We start from the raw sequence: 5,046 nt of genomic DNA, 5'->3' as shown, positions 1-5,046 counted from the left end.
GCTGAAACAGAAAAACAAAAAAATGAGCGCCTCGCAGCTAAACTCAGAGAATTAGGTATCAATCCCGAGGAATTATGACATCATTAACCAAACCTGAGATAATTTTTCCAACTGGTGAATTTTGGAGCGACGAACCCCCCTTGGAAAGTAACTTACATCTACGCCAAATACTATTATTAATCGAATGTCTAGAATGGTTATGGCAAGAGAGAGAAGATTATTTTGCCACAGGAAACCTAACCATATATTATAGTCCCCAACAGCAAAAATCCACAGACTTTCGCGGACCTGATTTTTTTGTAGTGTTAGGCACAACCAGAAATCAAGAGCGCAAAAGTTGGGTAGTCTGGCAAGAAGGAGGCAAATATCCTAACTTAATCATTGAAATACTCTCTGATAGTACCGCTAAAGTAGATAGAGAAGAGAAAAAACAAATCTATCAAGATATCTTCAGAACACCAGAATACTATTGGTTTGACCCAGAAAGCTTAGAATTAGCCGGATTTAGGTTAGAAGGAGGAATCTATCAACAATTAGTCACCAACGAATCAGGATGGTTATGGAGTGAACAACTAGGCTTATATCTAGGGTTATACCAAAAACAGTTACGTTATTATAGTCCCACAGGAGAGTTAATCTCTACTCCTCAAGAAGAAGCGATTAGGGAAAAGGAAAAAAATGAGCGCCTCGCAGCTAAACTTAGAGAATTAGGTATCAATCCCGAGGAAATATAATAAAATCCTCGGGTAATAATAAATTATTGCCAACCCGCGCGATCCATTAATAAAACCGCTTGAGGTATTAAATCTCCAACTAACTGTAAATTGGCTAGATCAGATTTAAATTCACCAAAACTTGCTACTATCGGACTGAGAGGAACTCCTTCTACTACAGGATATTCATTATTACCCTCAGCTAACATTGATTGGGCAGAATCACTACTCAAATATTCTAAAAACAGAATTGCACCTTCAGGATTGGGCGCAGTTTTGATTAAACCACCACCACTAATATTAACATGAGTACCCCGATCGCCTTGATTAGGGAAAAATACCCCTACTGCTTCAAAAACTTGGCGTTTAGCCGCTTCATCACTAACACCCAAATTACCTACATAGTAACTATTAGTCATCGCAGCATCAGCTATACCCGCCGCTACCGCTTCTATTTGGGCGGTATCATTGCCTTGGGGTGGACGAGCCATATTAGCTACTATACCCTGACACCATTCTAAGGTTTTTTCTTCTCCATGTACAGCAATTAGAGAAGCTACCAAAGACTGATTATAAGTATTATCAGAAGTACGAACAGCTAACCTACCTCGCCATTGAGAATTAGCTAAATCCTCATAAGTAGATAATTCACTTGGATTAACTGTTTGTTTGTTATAGACAATCACCCTTGCTCGTTTACTAAAACCAAACCAATGTCCGTCGGGATTTCTTAAATTAGCAGGAATTCTTTCTGTTAAAATTGTCGATGATACAGGAGCAAAAAGACCATCTTGATCCGCTCTGGTTAAACGCGCTACATCAACTGTCAATAATATATCTGCAGGACTATTCGCTCCCTCGCTTTTGATTCTTTCGATTAATTCATCTCCACCTGCTTCAATCAGATTAACTCTGATACCTGTTTCTTGGGTAAAGTTTTCATATAGTGCATTATCAGTATTGTAATGACGGGAAGAATATAAATTAATCTCTTGAGTTTGGGCTAAAACTCTCTCTCTACGACCAAATTGACCGAAAGTAACCGCAGCTGTGGCTGCAGCTGTACCTAAAAATACACGACGTGATATTTGTTTCATGCTTCCTATTATCAATAATCAAAGACTATATCATAGCTTTACTGCTAATAAATGTCAATAAAAAATCGATTTGAGGGTTGCTCCCAATAGATATTGCCTTAATAAATGTTATTTCTAATACTTTTTTTGTGCTTATTCATATTAAAATTATATCCTTGAAGTTTAAAAATGAGTATATATGAAAACTGAAATACCTACACCGAAACCAACAAAAAAAAGAAAGAAAATAGGTTTAGCTAATAGAATATTATTAGCAATGCTCTTAGGAGTTGTCTTCGGAATAGTCTGTAACTTATTTTTACCAGAGTCTTTTAATTTAGCTCTTAATAAATGGCTTTTAAATCCTATAGGAACAATCTTTTTAAGAGCAATTAGAATGGTAGTTGTTCCCTTAGTTTTATTTTCTTTAATTGGGGGAACAGCTAGTATCGGTGATATTCGTAAATTAGGCAGAGTTGGCATAAAAACTATTGCTTATTTTATGTTAACTACCGCTTTTTCTATTACTCTCGCTCTGTTATTTACCAATCTTTTGCAACCAGGAGCAGGTGCTACACCCATGGAAACAGCACAAGAAATAGCCGCGTCAGAAGCCCCTTTTATTATGGATATGTTAGTAGCTATCGTGCCTAATAACCCCTTTGAAGCTTTAGTAACAGGAGATATGTTGCAAATAATCTTTTTTGCTATGTTTTTTGGGATAGCGATTACTTTAATCGGTCAAAGAACTCGGGGAATAGTAGAATTATTTGAGCAATTAAATGAGGTATTCTTAAAAATAATTATGCTAGTGATGAATTTAGCGCCTTATGCGGTTTTTGCTTTACTAGCTAGTGTGATTATGGTTCAAGGTATAGATGTTTTACGACAACTAACTAAATACTTAGTCTTAGTAATATTTTTATTGCTCATAGAAGCGTTTATAGTTAATGGTGTCGCCTTAGCTGTTTTGGGTAAAGTCAATCCCATCACATTTTATAAAAAATATTGGCCCGTGATGTTAGTAGGCTTTGGTACATCTAGCAGTAATGCAACTATTCCCGCCAATTTAGATGCTTGCGTCAATAAATTAGGTGTTCCTAGCTCCATCGGTAGCTTTACTATTCCTTTGGGTGCAACCATTAATATGAATGGAACTTCGATTATGCAAGGGGTTGCTGCTCTATTTATCGCTCAAGTCTATGGGATAGAATTAGGATTATCACAACAATTGACGATTATTCTAACCGCTACTCTAGCTTCAATTGGTACAGCAGGAGTACCTAGCGCGGGAATTGTCATGTTAACCATGGTATTGCAACAAGTCGGATTACCCATAGAAGGAGCAGCCTTAGTCTTGAGTGTAGATAGAATTGTAGATATGTTTAGAACCAGTGCTAATATCACTGGAGATGCTGTAGCCTCGGTAGTTGTAGCTAAGTCTGAGAACGAGTTAAACCAGGATATGTATAATCAAATCTAGATAATCAGCGCAAAAAAAGTATTGATTTTAACAGAATTTCCTAAATCGTTAATCCTACTATTCTAGGTGAAGAAATATTAAGAATCTTAGATTACCTAGTATTTCTTGTTCGTGTGTGAGGAGAAAATAAATAAACAAATGTCTAAGCAATTTATGAGACTCGTCAGAGGATTATTGCTGACAGCAGGCTCTGTTGGCTTGATGTCTTCATCTGTGGTTGCCCAAACTCTGGAAGTAAACGAGATTGAGCAAAGCATGATTAATGTCTCTGATTTACGAGACGTATCACCAGGAGATTGGGCTTACGAAGCATTAGCTAATCTAGTAGAAAGATATGGCTGTATAGTTGGTTATCCTGACCAAACTTTTCGAGGAAATCAAGCACTTAGTCGTTATGAATTTGCCGCGGGATTAAATGCTTGTTTACAACAACTCGAAAGATTAATCGCAGCTAGTGAAGCTATTCTCAGAGAAGATTTAATCATCATCGAAAGGTTAACTACTGAATTTGAGGCAGAATTAGCCACAATTAGCTCTCGGGTGGATAATCTAGAAGGAAGAGTAGCTTTTCTCGAAGATCATCAATTTTCCACTACCACACAATTAAGAGGGGAATTGATTGCTGTTATTTCTCAAGTGTTTGGTAAGGAAAACGCAGCTACAGGAGATGATTTAGACGTACAAGCAGTAATTGAATATAGATCTAGATTAAATTTCCTGACTAGTTTTAGTGGTAGAGATAGATTGAGAATACGCCTAGACTCCTCTAACTTTACTTTTGGTAGAGGTGGTAGTAACTTTACCGATTTTAACTTCAGTGGTAATACTGGTGGGTTTGTTCAGATCAGAAAAGCTGAATATAGATTTCCCGTTGGGGATAACGCCCAAGTCTGGGTAAATGCTGTTAATATGACTTTTGATGATGTAGCCGATCCGATCGCACCTTTTGCCGGTCCTACCCTCGATGGTGCAATTTCTTATTTTGGCGCGATCTCTCCTATTTATCTCAATAGTACAGGTGCTGGGCTGGCTTTTTCCTATAACTTTACCGACGCAGTTAGTTTAGTTGGTTATTATTCAGCAGGTAATGCTGATGATCCTACTGATGGTAATGGTATTTTTGGCGGTCAATACGTAGCTGGAACACAGTTGTCATATATGCCTAGCGCTAATACCGGGGTTGCTTTAGCTTATACTCATAGCTATTTTCCTGGTTCACCTGATATGAGTATTCTCGGGTATACTGGTAGTGCTTTGGCTGACAATCCCTTTGATGGTAATGCTACTAGTTCCCATAACGTAGCGATCGTCGGGAGTTGGTTAGTTAATAACTTTTTTGGGATAGAAGGTTGGGGTATGTATAGTAAAGCTAAAGCTCAAAGCGGCGATCGCGATGGGGATACAGCGGATATTTGGAACTGGAAAATTAGTTTTGCTTTTCCCGATTTGTTTCGAGAAGGGAATTTGGGGTTATTATCTGTAGGTAATCCTCCTAAAGCCTATTCTGTTCAAGGTGGACCCGAAGATAATGATGTACCTTGGTTTGTCGAGTTACTTTATGTCTTCAGAATCAACGATAATATCTCTGTTTCTCCTGGCTTTTGGGTAGTGACTAGTCCTGAAGATGGACGCGATCCTCTCTGGATTGGAACGATTAGAACTAGCTTTAGTTTCTAAATAAACCCAATCCTGCGTTATCTATTAACGCACCTGATAGTGACATCTTATTGACACTCCCCACAAGTATGGTGATTCTTGAGCTAACAATAGATCT

General features: G+C 37.9%; 4 protein-coding genes. 3 read left to right on the top strand and 1 reads right to left on the bottom strand.

The annotated features are described in order from the left end of the window. Window positions 1-74: 74 nt before the first annotated feature. Window positions 75-734, top strand: coding sequence for a Uma2 family endonuclease (locus EA365_13735; GenBank protein ID TVQ42968.1), 660 nt, complete (start codon window positions 75-77; stop codon window positions 732-734). A 23-nt stretch (window positions 735-757) separates the two neighbouring features. Here EA365_13735 and EA365_13730 read toward each other — a convergent pair whose 3' ends face one another. Continuing rightward, window positions 758-1,810, bottom strand: coding sequence for a Fe(3+) ABC transporter substrate-binding protein (locus EA365_13730; GenBank protein ID TVQ42967.1), 1,053 nt, complete (start codon window positions 1,808-1,810; stop codon window positions 758-760). A 178-nt stretch (window positions 1,811-1,988) separates the two neighbouring features. Here EA365_13730 and EA365_13725 point away from each other — a divergent pair, with 178 nt between their 5' ends. Together EA365_13725 and EA365_13720 are read left to right on the top strand one after the other, a co-directional pair. After that, window positions 1,989-3,272 (top strand): dicarboxylate/amino acid:cation symporter, encoded by a 1,284-nt coding sequence (locus tag EA365_13725; GenBank protein ID TVQ42966.1) that lies wholly within the window; start codon window positions 1,989-1,991, stop codon window positions 3,270-3,272. A gap of 138 nt (window positions 3,273-3,410) precedes the next feature. Next, a complete protein-coding gene (locus EA365_13720) occupies window positions 3,411-4,949 on the top strand; it encodes an S-layer protein (protein TVQ42965.1) in 1,539 nt (512 codons plus the stop codon). The last annotated feature ends 97 nt before the right edge of the window (window positions 4,950-5,046 follow it).

It is taken from the genome of Gloeocapsa sp. DLM2.Bin57 (assembly GCA_007693955.1).
Taxonomy (GTDB): domain Bacteria; phylum Cyanobacteriota; class Cyanobacteriia; order Cyanobacteriales; family Gloeocapsaceae; genus Gloeocapsa.
This window is presented reverse-complemented; position numbering and strand designations above follow the sequence as displayed.